Annotated in this window: 20 protein-coding genes; 5 read left to right on the top strand and 15 right to left on the bottom strand. The window is 73.3% G+C overall.

Annotation, left to right across the window (positions count from 1 at the left end):
* Positions 1-15: 15 nt before the first annotated feature.
* The 6 genes from NLX94_RS22670 to NLX94_RS22645 form a co-directional block, all read right to left on the bottom strand.
* Positions 16-1,230: an acetylornithine transaminase gene (locus NLX94_RS22670; protein ID WP_254384834.1), complete on the bottom strand. Its 1,215-nt coding sequence runs from the start codon at positions 1,228-1,230 to the stop codon at positions 16-18.
* Positions 1,227-2,150: an acetylglutamate kinase gene (gene argB / locus NLX94_RS22665; RefSeq protein ID WP_254384833.1), complete on the bottom strand. Its 924-nt coding sequence runs from the start codon at positions 2,148-2,150 to the stop codon at positions 1,227-1,229. The genes NLX94_RS22670 and argB overlap by 4 nt, the downstream gene beginning before the upstream one ends.
* Complete coding sequence (gene argJ, locus NLX94_RS22660) at positions 2,147-3,304, bottom strand: bifunctional glutamate N-acetyltransferase/amino-acid acetyltransferase ArgJ (protein WP_254384832.1); 1,158 nt, start codon at positions 3,302-3,304, stop codon at positions 2,147-2,149. The genes argB and argJ overlap by 4 nt, the downstream gene beginning before the upstream one ends.
* Complete coding sequence (gene argC, locus NLX94_RS22655; protein WP_254384831.1) at positions 3,301-4,329, bottom strand: N-acetyl-gamma-glutamyl-phosphate reductase; 1,029 nt, start codon at positions 4,327-4,329, stop codon at positions 3,301-3,303. Before argC ends, argJ begins: the two co-directional genes overlap by 4 nt.
* A 117-nt stretch (positions 4,330-4,446) precedes the next feature.
* Positions 4,447-4,881 (bottom strand): YdeI/OmpD-associated family protein, encoded by a 435-nt coding sequence (locus NLX94_RS22650; RefSeq protein ID WP_254384830.1) that lies wholly within the window; start codon positions 4,879-4,881, stop codon positions 4,447-4,449.
* A gap of 9 nt (positions 4,882-4,890) precedes the next feature.
* The gene (locus NLX94_RS22645) at positions 4,891-5,304 is read right to left on the bottom strand and encodes a VOC family protein (protein ID WP_254384829.1); all 414 of its coding nucleotides are present in this window, start codon (positions 5,302-5,304) and stop codon (positions 4,891-4,893) included.
* Positions 5,305-5,567: 263 nt separating this feature from the next.
* On the opposite strand from NLX94_RS22645, the gene NLX94_RS22640 reads away from it, so the two are divergent.
* Positions 5,568-5,879: a hypothetical protein gene (locus tag NLX94_RS22640; protein ID WP_254384828.1), complete on the top strand. Its 312-nt coding sequence runs from the start codon at positions 5,568-5,570 to the stop codon at positions 5,877-5,879.
* 88 nt (positions 5,880-5,967) lie between these two features.
* Entirely contained in the window at positions 5,968-6,693 is a 726-nt protein-coding gene (locus NLX94_RS22635; RefSeq protein ID WP_254384827.1) for a DUF6215 domain-containing protein, read from the top strand.
* Between the two features lie 5 nt (positions 6,694-6,698).
* Here the strand turns inward: NLX94_RS22635 and NLX94_RS22630 are convergent, their stop codons facing one another.
* The 3 genes from NLX94_RS22630 to NLX94_RS22620 form a co-directional block, all read right to left on the bottom strand.
* Complete coding sequence (locus NLX94_RS22630; protein WP_254384826.1) at positions 6,699-7,115, bottom strand: VOC family protein; 417 nt, start codon at positions 7,113-7,115, stop codon at positions 6,699-6,701.
* 9 nt (positions 7,116-7,124) lie between these two features.
* Positions 7,125-7,556 carry a helix-turn-helix transcriptional regulator gene (locus NLX94_RS22625; protein WP_254384825.1) on the bottom strand — a complete coding sequence of 144 codons (432 nt, stop codon included), beginning with the start codon at positions 7,554-7,556 and terminating at the stop codon, positions 7,125-7,127.
* 91 nt (positions 7,557-7,647) lie between these two features.
* Positions 7,648-8,052, bottom strand: a complete 405-nt coding sequence (locus NLX94_RS22620; RefSeq protein WP_254384824.1) for a DUF5997 family protein — start codon at positions 8,050-8,052, stop codon at positions 7,648-7,650.
* A gap of 58 nt (positions 8,053-8,110) precedes the next feature.
* On the opposite strand from NLX94_RS22620, the gene NLX94_RS22615 reads away from it, so the two are divergent.
* Positions 8,111-8,890: a LysR family substrate-binding domain-containing protein gene (locus tag NLX94_RS22615; RefSeq protein ID WP_254384823.1), complete on the top strand. Its 780-nt coding sequence runs from the start codon at positions 8,111-8,113 to the stop codon at positions 8,888-8,890.
* Between the two features lie 13 nt (positions 8,891-8,903).
* Here NLX94_RS22615 and NLX94_RS22610 read toward each other — a convergent pair whose 3' ends face one another.
* On the bottom strand, positions 8,904-9,323 hold the full coding sequence (locus NLX94_RS22610) for a hypothetical protein (protein ID WP_254384822.1): 420 nt from the start codon (positions 9,321-9,323) through the stop codon (positions 8,904-8,906).
* Positions 9,324-9,503: 180 nt separating this feature from the next.
* Between NLX94_RS22610 and NLX94_RS22605 the strand changes: the two genes are divergently transcribed.
* Positions 9,504-10,094 (top strand): chitin binding peritrophin-A domain-containing protein, encoded by a 591-nt coding sequence (locus NLX94_RS22605; RefSeq protein ID WP_254384821.1) that lies wholly within the window; start codon positions 9,504-9,506, stop codon positions 10,092-10,094.
* On the opposite strand, the gene NLX94_RS22600 is transcribed toward NLX94_RS22605, so the two are convergent.
* From NLX94_RS22600 to NLX94_RS22580, 5 genes are read right to left on the bottom strand one after another with little or no spacing between them, the layout of a single operon-like run.
* Positions 10,091-10,675, bottom strand: a complete 585-nt coding sequence (locus NLX94_RS22600) for a GNAT family N-acetyltransferase (RefSeq protein WP_254384820.1) — start codon at positions 10,673-10,675, stop codon at positions 10,091-10,093. The two genes, NLX94_RS22605 and NLX94_RS22600, sit on opposite strands and share 4 nt — an antisense overlap.
* Entirely contained in the window at positions 10,672-11,643 is a 972-nt protein-coding gene (locus NLX94_RS22595) for a MerR family transcriptional regulator (RefSeq protein ID WP_254384819.1), read from the bottom strand. Before NLX94_RS22595 ends, NLX94_RS22600 begins: the two co-directional genes overlap by 4 nt.
* Positions 11,644-11,676: 33 nt before the next feature.
* On the bottom strand, positions 11,677-12,483 hold the full coding sequence (locus NLX94_RS22590) for an N-acetyltransferase (protein WP_254384818.1): 807 nt from the start codon (positions 12,481-12,483) through the stop codon (positions 11,677-11,679).
* Positions 12,484-12,534: 51 nt separating this feature from the next.
* Complete coding sequence (locus tag NLX94_RS22585; RefSeq protein WP_254384817.1) at positions 12,535-13,110, bottom strand: histidine phosphatase family protein; 576 nt, start codon at positions 13,108-13,110, stop codon at positions 12,535-12,537.
* A gap of 31 nt (positions 13,111-13,141) precedes the next feature.
* Positions 13,142-14,575, bottom strand: coding sequence for a PLP-dependent aminotransferase family protein (locus tag NLX94_RS22580; protein ID WP_254384816.1), 1,434 nt, complete (start codon positions 14,573-14,575; stop codon positions 13,142-13,144).
* Between NLX94_RS22580 and NLX94_RS22575 the strand changes: the two genes are divergently transcribed.
* Positions 14,574-15,581: a DMT family transporter gene (locus NLX94_RS22575; RefSeq protein ID WP_254384815.1), complete on the top strand. Its 1,008-nt coding sequence runs from the start codon at positions 14,574-14,576 to the stop codon at positions 15,579-15,581. The two genes, NLX94_RS22580 and NLX94_RS22575, sit on opposite strands and share 2 nt — an antisense overlap.
* Positions 15,582-15,603 lie beyond the last annotated feature (22 nt).

The raw sequence follows: 15,603 nt of genomic DNA, 5'->3' as shown, positions 1-15,603 counted from the left end.
CCATTCCCCGTTTGATCATCCGTCCACGCCTGCGGCGGACTTCGCTGCGTCGAGCACGCCGGGCAGGGCCCGCAGGAACACGTCCGCCTCGGCCTCGGAGAGCACGTACGGAGGCATGAGCCGTACGACGTCGGGGGCGGGCGCGTTGACCAGGAAGCCGGCGTCCTGAGCCGCGCGCTGGACCTGCGGTGCGAGCGGCTCGGTCAGCACGATACCCAGCAGAAGGCCCGCGCCGCGGACGTGCGAGACGAGCGGGTGTGCGAATCCCTCGATTCCGCTCCGCAGGCGCTCGCCGCGCTCCTTGACCTGGTCGAGGAGCCCGTCGGCGGCGATGGTGTCGACCACGGCGAGGCCGGCGGCGCACGCGATCGGGTTGCCGCCGAAGGTGGTGCCGTGCTGGCCGGGCTGCAGCAGGTCGGCCACGGGCCCGAAGGCGACGACGGCGCCGATCGGCAGACCGCCGCCGAGACCCTTCGCGAGCGTGACGATGTCCGGCTCGACGCCCTCGTGCGCCTGGTGCTCGAACCACTGGCCGCAGCGCCCGATGCCGGTCTGCACCTCGTCGAGGACGAGCAGGGTGCCGGTGGCCCGGGTGATCTCGCGGGCGGCCGTCAGGTACCCGGCGGGGGGTACGACCACGCCGTTCTCGCCCTGGATCGGCTCGATGATCACGAACGCGGTCTCTTCGGTGACGGCGGCCCGCAGGGCCTCCACATCGCCGTACGGGACGTGCGTGACGTCTCCGGGGAGCGGCAGGAAGGGGTCCTGCTTCGAGGGCTGGCCGGTGAGCGCGAGGGCGCCCATGGTCCGGCCGTGGAAGCCGCCGGAGGTGGACACCATGTGGGTCCGCCCGGTCAGCCGGCCGATCTTGAAGGCGCCTTCGACGGCCTCGGCTCCGGAGTTGCAGAAGAAAACCTTGCCGGGGCGGCCGAAGAGCTGGAGCAGCCGCTCGCCGAGGGCGAGGACCGGCTCGGAGGCGTAGAGGTTGGAGACGTGGCCCAGGGTGGAGATCTGCTCGGTCACGGCGGTGACGATGGCGGGGTGCGCGTGGCCGAGGGCGTTGACCGCGATGCCGCCGACGAAGTCGGTGTACTGCTTGCCGTCCGCGTCCCAGACCTGGGCGCCATCGCCGCGTACGAGAGCCAGCGCGGGGGTGCCGTAGTTGTTGGTCAGCGCGCCCTGCCAGCGGGCGGCAAAGTGCTGGTTGCTGGTGGCCTGGTTGCCGGTCATGCGGGGTCCCCTCCCTGGGTCGCTGCTGCCTGGGAGTCGGGCACGACCATCGTGCCGATTCCCTCGTCGGTGAAGATCTCCAGCAGGATCGAGTGCTGGACCCGCCCGTCGATCACGCGGGCGGTGGTCACTCCGTTGCGGACGGCGTGCAGGCAGCCCTCCATCTTCGGGACCATGCCGCTGGAAAGCTCGGGCAGGAGCTTCTCCAGCTGGCTGACGGTGAGCCTGCTGATGACCTCGTCGCTGTTGGGCCAGTCCGCGTAGAGCCCCTCCACGTCGGTGAGGACCATCAGCGTCTCGGCGCCGAGCGCGGCGGCGAGCGCCGCGGCGGCCGTGTCGGCGTTCACGTTGTACACGTGGTGGTCGTCGGCGCTGCGCGCGATGGAGGAGATCACCGGGATCCGGCCGTCCGCCAGCAGCGCTTCGATCGCGCCGGTGTCGATGGCCGTGATCTCGCCGACCCGCCCGATGTCGACGCTCTCGCCGTCGATCTCGGGCGTGTGCTTGGTGGCAGTGATGGTGTGCGCATCCTCGCCCGTCATGCCAACGGCCAGCGGCCCGTGCTGGTTGAGCAGCCCGACCAGCTCGCGCTGGACCTGCCCCGCCAGGACCATCCGTACGACGTCCATGGCCTCGGGCGTGGTGACGCGCAGCCCCGCCTTGAACTCGCTGACCAGGCCCTGCTTGTCGAGCTGGGCGTTGATCTGCGGGCCGCCGCCGTGCACGACGACCGGCTTCAGGCCGGCCTGGCGCAGGAAGACGACGTCCTGGGCGAAGGCGGCCTTCAGGTCCTCGTCGATCATGGCGTTGCCGCCGAACTTGATGACGACGATCTTGCCGTTGTGCCGGGTCAGCCAGGGCAGGGCTTCGATGAGGATCTCGGCCTTGGGCAGGGCGGTGTGCCTGCGTGCGGTGCTCATGAGGAGTACGCGCTGTTCTCGTGGACGTACTCGGCGGTCAGGTCGTTGGCCCAGATGACCGCGGACTCGGAGCCGGTGGACAGGTCGGCGGTGATGCGGACCTCCCGGCCCTTCATGCTCACCAGGTCGCGGTCCTCGCCGACGGAGCCGTTCTTGCAGACCCAGACGTCGTTGATGGCGACGTTCAGCCGGTCCGGGTCGAAGGCGGCCTTCGTGGTGCCGATCGCGGACAGGACGCGGCCCCAGTTCGGGTCCTCGCCGTGGATGGCGCACTTGAGCAGGTTGTTCCGGGCGATGGACCGGCCGACCTCGACCGCGTCCTCCTCGGTGGCCGCGCCGATGACCTCGATGCGGATGTCCTTGCTGGCGCCCTCGGCGTCGCCGATCAGCTGGCGGGCCAGGTCGGAGCAGACCGTGCGCACGGCTTCCGCGAACGCCTCGTACGCCGGCACCTGGCCGGAGGCACCGGAGGCGAGCAGCAGCACCGTGTCGTTGGTGGACATGCAGCCGTCGGAGTCGACCCGGTCGAAGGTGGTGCGGGTCGCGGCGCGCAGCGCCTTGTCGAGGGTGGCGCTGTCTAGGTCGGCGTCGGTGGTGAGGACGACGAGCATGGTGGCCAGGCCCGGGGCGAGCATGCCCGCGCCCTTGGCCATGCCGCCGACGGTCCAGCCGTCCTGGCCGGCGACGGCCGTCTTGTGGACCGTGTCGGTGGTCTTGATGGCGATGGCGGCGGCCTCGCCGCCGTCGGCGGAGAGTGCGGCGGCCGCGGTCCCGATGCCGGGGAGCAGCTTGTCCATCGGGAGCAGGACGCCGATCAGGCCGGTGGACGCGACGGCGACCTCGCCGGCGTTGACCTCGCCGCCCAGGACCTCTGCGACCTTCTCGGCGGTGGCGTGGGTGTCCTGGAACCCCTTGGGGCCGGTGCAGGCGTTGGCGCCGCCGGAGTTGAGGACGACCGCGCTGACGGTGCCGCCGCGCAGGACCTGCTCGGACCAGTGCACGGGAGCGGCCTTGACCCGGTTGGAGGTGAAGACGCCCGCCGCGGCCAGGCGCGGCCCGTGGTTGACCACGAGGGCCAGGTCGGGATTGCCGTTCGCCTTGATCCCGGCGGCGATGCCCGCCGCCGTGAACCCCTGTGCTGCCGTGACCGTCACGGTGCGACTCCGATCGTGGAAAGACCCAGGCTCTCGTGGAGGCCGAGGGCGATGTTCATGCTCTGGACCGCGCCGCCGGCGGTCCCCTTGGTGAGGTTGTCGATGGCGCTGATCGCGATGATCCGCTGCGCGGACTCGTCGTACGCGACCTGGATCTGAACGGCGTTGGAACCGTAGACGGAGGCCGTCGCCGGCCACTGGCCCTCGGGCAGCAGGTGCACGAAGGGCTCGTCCGCGTACGCCTTCTCGTACGCGGCGCGGACCGCGTCGGCCGTGGTGCCCGGCAGCGCCTTGGCGGTGCAGGTGGCCAGGATGCCGCGGGGCATCGGGGCCAGCGTGGGCGTGAAGGAGACGGAGACCCGCTGTCCGGCGACCGGGCTGAGGTTCTGCACCATCTCGGGCGTGTGCCGGTGGCCGCCGCCCACCCCGTACGGGCTCATGGAGCCCATGACCTCGGAGCCGAGCAGGTTCGGCTTGAGCGCCTTGCCGGCGCCGGAGGTGCCGGAGGCGGCGACGATCACGGCCTCGGGCTCGGCGAGCTGTGCGGCGTAGGCCGGGAACAGCGCGAGCGAGACGGCGGTCGGGTAGCAGCCGGGGACGGCGATGCGCTTGGAGCCGGCCAGGGCGGCGCGGGCGCCGGGCAGCTCGGGGAGGCCGTAGGGCCAGGTCCCGGCGTGCGGGGCGCCGTAGAACTTGTCCCAGTCGGCGGAGTCCTGGAGCCGGTGGTCGGCGCCCATGTCGACGACGAGGACGTCCTCGCCGAGCTGGGCGGCCACGGCGGCGGACTGGCCGTGCGGGAGGGCCAGAAAGACGACATCATGTCCGGAGAGCACCTCGGGCGTGGTCGCCTCCAGCACGCGTCCGGCCAGCGGCACCAGGTGCGGCTGGAGCGCGCCGAGCGGCTGCCCGGCGTTGGAGTTCGCGGTCAGCGCGCCGATCTCGACCTCGGGGTGGGCCAGGAGCAGGCGCAACACCTCCCCGCCCGCGTATCCGCTCGCACCGGCCACCGCTACACGTACCACCATCGGACCCTCCTCCTCGATGGCATGACTATACGTACGACCGCACGTTTATGCAAAGCAGTCGTCCCCCCGTACACCCCCAGTGTGAGACTTCGGCCGGAGTTCGGAGTCGGCCGCCGGTCAGCCCCGCAGGGTGGCGACGGCCTTCTCGATGCGGCGCCGGCGCGTCTCGGGCAGCTTCGCGCCCTCGATGGCGCGCACGTGCTCGCGCTTGCGGCTGTAGGTGAGGCTGTCGTACGCGGCGCGGGCGGCCGGGTCCTCGTCCAGGGCCTCGGCGAAGTCCGCGGGCTCGACGACCACGCGCGGCTCGGTGTCGAGTTCCACCTCGACCTCGATCTCCTCGCCGATCTCCACCTCGGCGGCATGCCGGTTGGCATGGCTGAGGCCGATCAGGTGGCGGCCGCGCAGGTGGGCGATCCTGCTCCTCCAGGAATGCCCGTTGATGGTGATCGTGACCGGGGGCCGCGAGCCCTCGCCGAGCGCCGCCATCACCTCGGGCGGGACCTCCAGGCCCCGCATGGGCTCGGGCGGCTCTACACGGGTCCGAAACTTCAAGGTCTTCTCCTACTCCGCGTAAGGCTGGTCGGTCCCCTGGTCGCTGTAGCCGAGGCTCCAGATGTAGCCCTCCGGGTCGGCGAAGGTGCCGCCGTACCCGCCCCACGGCAGGGCGCCCGCGGGGTTGAGGATCTTGGCGCCGGCCTGCTGGGCCTCCGCCATGATCTCGTCGACCCGCGCCTCACTGCGGACCACGTAGGTCAGGACCAGCCCGCTGAAGCCGCTGCCCTCCGGGTCCGTGCCCACCTGGCCGGCCAGGCCTTCGCGGCTGTAGAAGCCGACGGGCGAAGCGCCGTCGGACGCGAAGAACACCGAGATCCCGAAGTCGTTCTCGATCTTCCAGCCGAGACCCTCCGTGTAGAACTGCTTGGCCCGGTCCATGTCCCTGACGCCAAGAAGGATCGAGCTGACGTGCGCCTTCATGTCTTGCTCCTGCCCTGTGGATGGATACGTGCCGCGCGTGCGCGCCGGCCAACGATCATCAGGCTAGAGGCAGTTGGGTGAGCCCGCTTCTCGAATCCTGATCGATCAGGACGCACCCCTCACCCGCCCCAGGATTTCCCGGCGTTTCCCGCGCCTCGCGCGCCCCTCCCGCACCCCCGCACGCCGTGTCACGTTGAGTAGCAACACCCTACTGTCGGTGACGACATGGATTGCGGCGCGAAGATTGAGGCAGGTGGACCGGGATGCGCGAGACACGACGCGTGGTGCGGGCGGTACGGGTACTGGGGGCGTGCGCGGCGGCGCTGACGCTGGCGCTGGCGGCTCCGGGCGCGGCGCGGGCGGCGGACGGGGTGCTGTTCATCGACCGGGCGGCGATCCACGATCCGTCCGGCTGCTACCCGTTGGGCGACTTCGTGCCCTCGGAGGTGGCCAACTTCACGGACGGGACCGCCTTCCTGTGGTCGGGACCCCACTGTGACGGCCGGGTGACCGGCTCCGTCCTGCCGGGTCAGCTCGTCCGCCCCGCCCCCGGCATGAGCCTGTTCATCCTGTAGCCCCGCCCACCGTTACTCCGTTGTAGCCCCGGCGATCACGGGTTAGGGTCCCCGGGCGCGTATCGGGGGATCACAGCAGGTGGGGGACATGACCGAAGGCAGCGGGACGATCACGGCGGGCGCCGCCTGGGGGCAGGCCCTCACGGCCGTGGCTCTGATCGGGGGGCTCGGGGCCGGGCTCTGGGTGGTCGGGGAATCGACGGGGTCGGGCGGTGAGCCCGAGCCCGCCGCCTGCTGGAGCGCCGGGTCCGGGAAGACGCCGGCGAAGGCCGGGGAGCTGCCGCCCGGGCAGGCCTCCGGGGCCGAGCTGTGCACGGCACTGCACCGCCCTGATCTCCCCGACCTGCTGGGCATACCCGGGGAGCGCGCGAAGAGCGCCCAGGGCGGGAGCAGCGGCATCAAGCCCGCCGACGGCGACCGGGAGATCCACAGCCCCACGGCCGAGGTCGAGTTCGAGACCTACACCGTGCACATGAGGGCCTCCTACGGCCGGGTGACGGTCGCCACGGTCGCCGGACTCCTGGGAGACCGCACGGCACCGCGGACGGTCCTGGGCCGCCCGGCCGCCTTCTACTCGGACCGCACCATCAGCATCAGCCTCCGCCCGGGCGGCGGCAGTACGAGCGCCGGCCCCGGCCTCCCGATCCGCGCCCTCGTGGTGGCCCGGGACCCGGAGGACGGCGGCGGCTCCTTCGAAGTGAGCCTGTGGCGCTCCGACGGCGCGCTGCCCGACGACGCGGTCCTGCTGCGCGTCGCCGAGCAGGTGCTGCCGACGGTCCCGGGGTGGGACGCACCACCGGGTCGGGATCTGTAACGGCGTCAGCGGCGCCGGGGCTGGTTGAAGCGGAGCAGGTTGCCGGCCGGATCGCGGAAGGCGCAGTCGCGGACCCCGTACGGCTGGTCGACGGGCTCCTGGAGCACCTCGGCGCCGGCGGCCCGGATGCGCTCGAAGGTGGCGTCCACATCGTCCGTCGTGAAGATCACCCCGCGGAGCACGCCCTTGGCCAGCAGCTCCGCCATCACCTGCCGGTCGGCCGGGGAGGCGCCGGGATCGGCGAGCGGGGGTTCGAGGACGATCTCCACGTCGGGCTGCTCGGGCGAGCCGACCGTCACCCAGCGCATTCCCTCGAAGGCGACATCGTTGCGCACTTCCATGCCGAGGGCGTCACGGTAGAAGGCGAGCGCCTTGTCTAGGTCATCGACGGAGAGGAAGCACTGCGAGAGCTTGATGGTCATGCCCCGACGCTACGACCTGGCCGTGGATCCCGCTCCCCCGTTGGCCGCGGGCCTGCGGACGGGCCGGGTGAAGACCTTGGCGACACACGCGGGGATAGCGGCGCCGGACTCGTGCCGGCGGGCCCGGTAGGCGCTGGGGGTCTCGCCGACCAGCTCCGTGAAACGCGAGCTGAAGGAGCCCAGCGAGGTGCATCCGACCGCGAAGCAGACCTCGGTCACACTGAGGTCGCCCCGGCGCAGCAGCGCCTTCGCCCGCTCGACGCGGCGGGTCATCAGATAGCTGTACGGGGTCTCCCCGAAGGCCGCCCGGAAACTGCGGGAGAAGTGCCCGGGGGACATGAGGGCGACGGAGGCCAGCGCCGGCACGTCCAGCGGCTCGGCGTAGTCGCGGTCCATCACGTCCCGCGCGCACCGCAGCCGTACCAGGTCCTCGATCGTCACGCGCACCAGCATCTCACGGCCGGTGCGGTCGGAGAGGGGCCGTGGGACCGGGAGCGCACCGGCTCACCGGCCGCCTCCCGGCCGCCTGCGCCTACTTCTCGTTCTTCGCGGCCTTCGCGGCCTTCTCCGCCTGCATCTGCTTGATGCGGACGGTTTCCTTGCGGACGTCGGCCTGGGTGGCGCGCTCGTTCGCGAGCCACTCCGGCATCTCCTGCTTCAGGGCCTCGATCTGCTCCGTGGTGAGCGGGTCGGTGACACCGCCGCGCGCCAGACCGGCGATGGAGATGCCGAGCTTCGCCGCGACCACCGGACGGGGGTGCGGACCGTTGGCCCGGAGGTCCTGCAGCCACTGGGGCGGCTCGGACTGGAGGGCGTTCAGCTCGGTGCGCGAGACGACACCCTCCTGGAACTCTGCGGGGGTGGCCTCGAGGTACACACCCAGCTTCTTCGCCGCAGTAGCGGGCTTCATGGTCTGGGTGGTCTGGTGCGACGTCATGGGGTCCAGGGTATCGAGCATGTGCGCCACCTCCGACCACGGCCGGTAATCTGGCCGGGTGACAGACTCCCGGACACCCCCCTCGTTCCAGCTCGCATACGTCCCCGGGGTGACTCCCACGAAGTGGGTCCGGATCTGGAAGGAGCGGCTGCCCGACGTTCCGCTGACCCTCGTCCAGGTCGGTCCGGCCGAAGCCCCCGGCCTGCTGCGCGGCGGCGGCGCCGACGCCGGGTTCGTCCGGCTGCCGATCGACCGTACGGGCCTCAGCGCGATCCCGCTCTACACCGAGACCACGGTCGTCGTGATCCCCAAGGACCACCTCATGGCCGCGGTCGAGGAGCTGTCGATCGCGGAGCTGGCCGACGACATCGTCCTCCACCCGCTGGACGACACCCTCGGCTGGGAGCAGCTGCCGGGCAAGCCCGCGCTGCAGCGGCCGGAGACCACGGCCGACGCGATCGAGCTCGTGGCGGCGGGCATCGGGCTCCTGGTCGTACCCCAGTCGCTCGCGCGGCTGCACCACCGCAAGGACCTCACGTACCGGACCCTGCTGGACGCCCCCGAGTCGCGCGTCGCGCTGTCGTGGCCCGAGGCGGACGAGACCCCCGACCTGGTCGAGGAGTTCATCGGGATCGTGCGCGGGCGGACGGTCAACAGCTCGCGCGGGCGCGGCCGTACGCAGCCCGAGCCCGAGCCGAAGAAGGCGAAGCCGGCCCGGAAGCCGGCCCCCCGGTCGGGAGGCAAGTCGGCCGCGAAGAACCCGCGGTCCGGCGCCCCCAAGGGCGGCAAGGCCACGGCCAAGTCCACCGGCAAGCGGGGCAAGCCCCGGGGGCGCTAGGGCCTAGGCCGGCTCAGCCGCCCAGCAGGTGGACGGCGGCCGCCAGAGAGGCGACGGCGGGCAGCACCCCGATGATCACGGCGGCGAACGTGAAGACGGCGGCCGGGGTCGGGTAGGCGCGCGGGTCGGCGAAGTTCGCGCACAGCAGGAGCAGCGACGAGGGCAGGAAGACCAGCGCCCCGTCCCCCAGCCCGAAGAGCGACCACCAGAACAGCACGACCGCGAGGGCCACGCACGAGGTCATGAACCGGGCCCGGTGCGCGCGCAGGGCCGGCGGCGCCGCGAGCAGCAGGAGCGGGGCGATCAGCACGAAGGGCGAGCGCCCCGCCGCGAGCAGCTCCGCCGCGAGGGGCACCGGGAGGATCAGCGCGGCCAGCGCGATCCCCCACTGCCACGGGTGGGCGCCCCGCCCGGCTGCCGCACTCCCCGCCATGCCCGCCCCTTCGGTCCGTCCGGTGCTCCGTCCGGGCCCGCCCCAGTCGACTTGAACGCGTTCAAGCTAGCGGATATTCGTACTCCCTGGCGATGACCCGAGAGCGTTGCGCCCGCCACACGCCCGTCCCTATAGTCACTTCGTATTCATTTCGTCACACTGAGTGAGCTGGGGGCAAGGGTGTTACGCATCGCCAAGGGACCGGTCGTCAGGGCACTGGCCTCGCTCGCCGCACTCGCCACCGGGGCGGTCCTCGCCCTGGGCGTGGGGGCGGTGCCCGCGGGCGCCGCCGAGGGCTCGTGCGCCGGGGGTGCCACCGGGCGGCTGCCGCGCCTGCAGGACCACCGGTTCTACGTACAGTGCGCGGGCGGGGTCGCCACGGTCGTCACCTGCCCCACCGGGCAGGTCTACGCCGCCGGCCCCCAGCTCTGCCAGGCGCCCGAGCTGGTCCGGCCCGCCGTGGCCACGGTCGCCACGGCCGGTCCGGCGAAGCTGAACGGGCTGCTCTTCGGGGTCAGGAACCTCAGCACCACCGTGCGGATCGCGGACGCCCCCGCCGGGCTGGACGGCGTACCGGTCACCTTCACCACCCTCGGGGGCCGGACCCTCTGCACCGCCGTCACCGACCAGTTCGGAGCCGCCCGCTGCGACAGCCCGGCCCGGCTGACGATCCCGCTGGACGAACTCCTGCGCGGCTACCGGGCCACCTACGCGGGCATCGGCGGGATCTACCTCCCCTCCTCCGCCACCGCCCCCGTCTCGCTCCTCTAGGAGCCGCCCCCTGGGGACGCGCCCGCGCGCCGCAGGTGCAGATGCCCGTCGAGCGGGTGGGCGGGAGGGAGCGACGGCAGGACCGTGTCGAACGGGTAGCCGCTCTTCTCGGCGACGCGGCAGGAGGCCGGGTTGTCGACCTGGTGGAGGAGTTCGAGGCGTTCCAGACCGTCGCGCCGGAAGGCGGCGAAGGCCCAGTCGGTGAGGGCGCCCAGGGCTCGTGGGGCCACACCCCACCCACGGGCCCGTGCCGCCGTCCAGTAGCCGACCTCGGCGGAGGGCCGACCGGATCCGGCCCGCTTCAGCACTACGCCGCCCACCAACCGCGGCGGTCCCCCGTCAGGGGCCGCCTCCAGGACGGCGAAGCCCATCCGGGTCCCGGCGGCCCAGCCCGCCTCCTGGGCCCGCACCCACCGCAGGCCCTCGTCCTCGCTCTGCACGGGAGCGCTCGCCCAGCGCCGCAGGACGGGGTCCCGGTACGCCTCGACCAGCGCGGCGACGTCCTCCGCGCGCCAGGGGCGCAGCACGAGAGCCGGAGCGGCCGGCGTCGCGGCGGCGTGGAGGGTGGCGGGAGCGTTCATGGGCGGACCGTACGGGCCCGCAGGGCCTGGATGGACCAGTCGAGCGGCGGGTGCAGGGTCTGCGGGCGGGGCCAGCCGTTGATCACCGCGAGCAGGGAGAAGTACCGTTCCCTGCGCGGGTCGTCGATGCGTTCCAGCCGGGCCAGGAGCCGGCTCCGGGCCCCGGGGCCGTCCCGGTGGCCGAGCAGGTGTGCGCAGCGGGTCAGCAGGGTCGCGACGAGCGGGTCGGCCCCGGGTGAGGCCGGTTCGACGGCCGCCGTCACGGCCGGGGTGATCAGGTCGGCGACGATCGCGGCCACGTCGCGGTGCCGGCTGGGTGGAGCGTCCGGGCGGTGGTCGGCCGCCAGGTCCTCGGCCAGGTGCCGCACGTGGGCGCGGAACTCCGGGTCCTCGGCCAGTTCGGCCAGTTCCACCCACGCCCGGAGCTGTTCGGCGTCGGGGTCGTCCGGCAGGTGCGGGGTCATGGACTGCATGATCCCCGCGAACACGGGGCCGCCGGATCCCACGCCGTCGAAGGCGGAGCCCAGGAACTCGTCGACGAGCCTGCGGCGTTCCGCCTCGGAGAGCCTTGCCAGTCTGTGCATCAGATCCGCCTCCTCGGGGGTGGCCCCACGCCCCGCCACCGCGGTGAGCACCGCGCGCCGCATCCGCAGGATCCGGATCTGCGCGTCCAGCGCCTCCGCGCACGCCGCGGCGACCTCCGGCAGCTCGAGCTCCCGGTCCATGACCTTCCGGACGGCGGCGAGGTCCAGTCCCAGGTCGCGCAGGCTCCGGACCAGGTCCAGGCGTGCGACGGCGCCCTCGTCGTAGAGGCGGTAGCCGGCCGGGCTCCGCCCCGCGGGCGGCAGGAGCCCGCGGTCGGAGTAGAACCGGACGGTCTTGACCGTGGTGCCGGTCCGCCGGGCCAGCTCGCCGATCGAGTGGAGCGTGCCCGGTGTGCCGGGAGTGCGGGGCGTGTGGCCGTTCATGTCCTCAGCTTCGGGTCTCCCCCCGGGGGAGACTCAAGCCCCGGTGGCGACGGAGGCCGATACGGGTCCCAGGCGGTGGCGGAGCCAGACGTTCGGCTCGACGTAGACCGCGAAGCCCTGCTCCGGTTCGCAGTGGACCGGCGACAGGGCGCCGGGAACGCGGACCGGACCGGTCGTGTCGAAGGGGAGGCCGGTCCACTGCCGCCAGTCGTCGAGGGAGCCGGTGATCGTCATCGACAGGGGGGCCACCGAGTCGATGACGGCGCCCGCCCGCACGTGGACCCGTAGCCACGGGTCGTACGGGAGACCGTCCTCGCGGGTGCGGTACGCGTACTCGTGGATCGAGGTGTCCGGCTCGGCCGGCTTTCCGCTGGGCCGCACCGGCGCCACCACCTCGGTGAAGCCCCGCGCGCGGGCGTTCTCCCGCATCGCGGCGAGCATCCGGCCGGAGAGTCCCTCGCCCTGCCGGTCGGTGGCCACGCTGATCTCGATCGCGCTGACGGTGTCGGCCTCGACCCCGCGCCGCAGGTCGGAGAAGGCCCACATGAGGACCCGGTCCCAGCCCTGTGCGGGCAGCACCCCGTCACGGCCCGGCGCGTGCTGCGCGAAGGGCACACTGAAGGCCCGGGCGACCACCGCGTCGCCGTCCGTGGCGATCAGGACGAACTCCGGGAGCTCGGCCACCATCCGCGGATACAGCAGCCAGGCCAGCGCGTCGTGCTGGGCGAACTCGGGCCACGAGTCCTTCATGTCCCAGAGCCGGGCCGCCAGTTCGGGCCGCTCCGCGAGCGTGGTGATCCGGATGTCCGCGGCGCCGCTGATGTGTGTGATGTCGTCCATGTCCGCAGGCTAGGCACGCCCCACCTGCACCTCAACCGATTTAGCGGGTTTTCAGACGGGCGCCTGGAGGGAGAGGTGCCAGCTCCGCGGCCGGCCCGCGAGGGTCAGCGTGGACAGGGGGCGGACGTCCACGTTCCAGTAGGTCAGCGGCGGCGCCTTCAGGGCGTACACCAGCGCCGCCCGCACCACCGACGGCTCCGCCACCGCCACGATCGCTCCCCCGTCGTCGGCCGGCCGGGTGTCGAGCCAGCCGCCGATCCGGGCGATGAAGGCGAGCAGGGACTCCCCGCCGTGCGGCGCGGCGTGCGGATCGGTGAGCCAGAGGTCCACGGCCGCGGGGTCCCGGGCGGCCACCTCGGCCAGGGTGAGCCCGCGCCAGCGGCCCATGTCGCACTCCCGCAGGGCCGGTTGCGCCATCGGGGCGTAGCCGAGGGCGGTGCCGGTGGCCCGGCTGCGCGAGGTCGGCGAACAGTAGCGGAGCTCGGCCGAGCCCAGGGGTACGAGCCCGCGCGCGGCGGATTCCACCGCGCGCCAGCCGTCCACGTCGAGGGGGCGGTCGTCGTCGAAGCGCTCGGCGAGCAGCGAGGTACTACGGGCTGCTGCGACTAGCGAAACCCGAACATGCATGCGGCGATGGTGAGCCGCGGGGCGCACGGGGTCAAGCGTCGGGACGAAGCCCGGACCGCAGCCGCCGGGCGGCCTCGGTCAGCTCTCCCGCGCCGGACACCCCGGCGAAGCTCAGCCGGACGAACGGACCGGGCGGCTCCGCGCAGAAGTACGGCCGTCCCGGTGCGACCGCGACCCCGGCCCGCAGGGCGGCCGCCACGAAGTCCGCGTCGTCACCGCCCCCGCCGGGCCGGGCCCACAACTGGTAGCCCCCGCGCGGCAGATGCGGCACTTCCAGATCGGGGAGCTCCCGCCGCAGGGCCCCCGCGAGGACGTCCCGGCGGTGGCGCAGCTCGGCGGCCACGGCCTTGAGGTGGCGCGGCCAGGCGGGTGCGCCGACCAGTTCCAGGGCGGCTTCCTGGAGCGGCCGGGGCACGAAGAAGGTGTCGACGACCTGGATGGCGCGCAGCCGGTCGAAGACGGGCCCCCGGGCGGCGAGCGCGCCCACCCGCAGACTGGGCGAGGTGACCTTGGTCAGCGACCGCACGTGGACGACCACCCCGTCCGGGTCCTCGGCGGCGAGCGGTGCGGGCAGCGGGCCCGAGTCCTCGTGGGCCAGGGACCGCGCGTAGTCGTCCTCCAGCACGAACGCCCCGGCGGCGCGCGCGATCCGCAGCACCTCGCCCCGCCGCTCGCCGGACAGCACGGCCCCGGTCGGGTTCTGGAAGAGCGGCTGGCATACGAACACCCGCGCCCCGGTCGCTTCGAAGGCGGCGGCCAGCAGCTCCGGCCGGACCCCGTCCGCGTCCACCGGGACCGGCACGGGCCGGCAGCCGGCGGCCCGCGCGAGGGCCAGCAGTCCCGGGTAGGTCGGGGATTCGACGAGGATCGGCGCCCCCGGCGGGGCGAGGGCGCGCAGCGCGGTGGCGAGCGCGCTCTGGCCGCCCGCGGTCACCAGCACGTCCCCGGCCGCGACGGCCCCGCCGATCTCCCGCGCGAACCAGTCCCGCAGCTCCGGCAGCCCCTCCACGGGCGGCCGCCCCCACACCCCGGGCCGGCGGCCGGCCCGGGCGAGGGCCGCCGCCATGGCCCGCTCGGGCTGGAGCGCCGAGTGCAGGTAGCCGCTGTGCAGTTCGATGACCCCGGCCGGCGGGGCGGCCAGGGTGACCAGGACCCCGGAGGCGTCCACGGAGCGCGGGATCACCTCGCCGGAGTCCTCCGCGTTCAGCGCGACGGCCTGCCAGGAGGTGTCGCCGGGCGGCCGGACCGCCGTACGGGGCCGGGCTCGGTAGACCCCGGCTCCGGGTCGGGTGACGACCAGGCCTTCGGCGGCGAGCTGGGCGAGGGCCCGGGAGACCGTGACGGGACTGACCCGGTACTCCTCGACCAGCGCCCTGCTCGAGGGGAGCTTTCCACCTACCGAGTAGCGGTCGAGCTCGATCCGAAGGGATTCCGCCAGTTCCGCCACACTGCTACGCTCATACATGACGGCAAAGAATAGCGCTACTCTCCCCCACGCGATAGCAGTTCGAGGTTCAGGAGCAGTTCGGGGCACCGGAGGGGTTCGAGGCAGCGGAGCGACCCGGTCCCGCCCCGCCCTCGGCGGCACCACCCTCGCCGCGGCCGGGGTCGTAGCCTTCTCGCTGACCTTCCCCGGCACCGCCTGGGGCCTGGAGAGCTTCGGCCCGTGGTCCCTCTTCGGCCTGCGCTGCCTGCTCGCGGGCCTGACGGCCGGCGCCTTCCTGCTGGCCCTGCGCGTCCCGGTGCCCGCCCGCGCCCACTGGGCGGGGCTGGCCGTCGTCGCCGGCGGCGTGGTCATCGGCTTCCCGCTGCTCACCACCCTCGCCCTGCGGACCTCCACCACCTCGCACGCCGCCGTGGTGGTCGGCCTGCTGCCGCTCACCACGGCGGTCGTCTCCTCGCTGCGCACCGGAGCCCGGCCCTCACGCCGCTTCTGGGCCGCGGCCGTGGCCGGCGCGGTCGTGGTCCTCGGCTTCACCGTGGCCCAGAGCGGCGGCGCCCTCTCGGCCGGCGACGCCTTCCTCTTCGCCTCGCTGCTGGTGTGCGCGGCCGGGTACACCGAGGGCGGTCGGCTGGCCCGGCTGATGCCCGGCTGGCAGGTGATCGCCTGGGCGCTGGTGCTGTGCCTGCCCATCGCCGTGGCCGGCTCCGCGCTCGGGCTCGCGTACGAACCGGTCGAGCTGAGCGGCCGCGGGGTGGCCGGGCTCCTCTGGGTGGCGGTCGGCTCCTCCTTCCTCGGCCTCTACGTCTGGTACCGGGGCATGGCCGAGATCGGCGCGCCCCGCGCCAGCCAGCTCCAGCTCGCGCAGCCGCTGCTCACCCTGGTGTGGTCGGTGCTGCTGCTCGGCGAGCACCTGTCCGCGGCCGCTCCCGTCGCCGCCTGCGCGGTGCTCGTCTGCATCGTCGTGACGCAGCGGTCGGACCGGCCGACCCGACAGGTCAAACAGGGGCGGAACGACCTAAACTGCTAGCACCGGATCGGACCGCCACCGA

Source organism: Streptomyces sp. TBY4 (assembly GCF_024213195.1).
Classification (GTDB): Bacteria; Actinomycetota; Actinomycetes; order Streptomycetales; family Streptomycetaceae; genus Streptomyces.
This window is presented reverse-complemented; position numbering and strand designations above follow the sequence as displayed.